Origin of the sequence: Corynebacterium sp. AOP12-C2-36 (assembly GCF_052379185.1) — a bacterium.
GTDB lineage: Bacteria > Actinomycetota > Actinomycetes > Mycobacteriales > Mycobacteriaceae > Corynebacterium.
In genome coordinates, this window is sequence record NZ_JBQSYJ010000067.1 from 1 (window position 1) to 996 (window position 996).

Annotated in this window: 1 protein-coding gene; it reads right to left on the bottom strand. The window is 56.9% G+C overall.

The window, feature by feature from the left end; translation table 11 throughout:
- Positions 1-173: 173 nt before the first annotated feature.
- Positions 174-845: a hypothetical protein gene (locus tag ACT3UN_RS16480; protein WP_444657662.1), complete on the bottom strand. Its 672-nt coding sequence runs from the start codon at positions 843-845 to the stop codon at positions 174-176.
- Between the last annotated feature and the right edge of the window lie 151 nt (positions 846-996).

Here is a 996-nt window from a genome sequence, read left to right on the forward strand (position 1 = left end):
ACGCACTCTACAACGAGAAGAGCCGTGAAAGCGCTCCTTTGCGGGATCTGTTGCGGCGAAGTTCCGGATCTCGGTTGAGGGACTGATAACCCTGAAAGATTCCGGAGTCTCCGATACGGGAGCGACGAACGGGACTGTCGATGCCGGCCACGGTGGGTAGCTGGATGGGGGCACTACCAGAACATGTTGCCCGTCGTTGGGGCAGGCACTCGACGTTCTGGGGCCCCTAGGTATACGGCCAGCAGATCGCCGAACTCTTCGCGGGGGCAGTCCACGAGATTCCGGAACTTCAGCTTTGCTGTCGGACGCTCGCCCTCCCCGCCGCTGTAACTGATCGTCACAACCGGACCGCCGGCACTGCCGTTGGTACTCGCGTACTCCACCATCGTTGCGTCCGAGTATTCTCTGACCCACACATCTTTTCCGAAGTACGTCCATGACCACACGACGTGGTTCTGTGACACCGTGCACCACAGCCCGACCGGGATAAACAAAACCGTAAATATCAGGAGTGCCAAGCACAGAGCACCGAGTAGCGTGTAGTGCAGTTCCCACGTCGGTCGATCAGGGAAGAACGAATGATCGAACAATCCTGCAAGCGTTATTGAAGTAAGTAACGGGACAATTGGGCCAATCACCAGAACGCAGGCCTTCCAAGATGAAGCCATCCTTAGACCTGACGAAGCACTGTCAACTCTGGTGAAATAGCGCCCTAGCCTTTCGGGAAAGTGTGCCGGCTCAGTCCCAGGTAGCAGAATCGACGAGATTCCGAGAGTGAACAGGGTGCTGATGGCCGTCGCCATTACGCCGCTTCCCGCTTTATACTGGTACCCGTACCAGGTCATAGGCACGGCTATGATCGTAAAAGCGAGTATTCGGATCTTCCAGTTGGGTATGACAGCTACTGCCCTCCCGGACGGCTACACAAAACGGCTCTTCGTGATTCGGAGTGCGTAGCTGCCGGCGGGGCGGGATCGGTGTGGCACAACATATAGA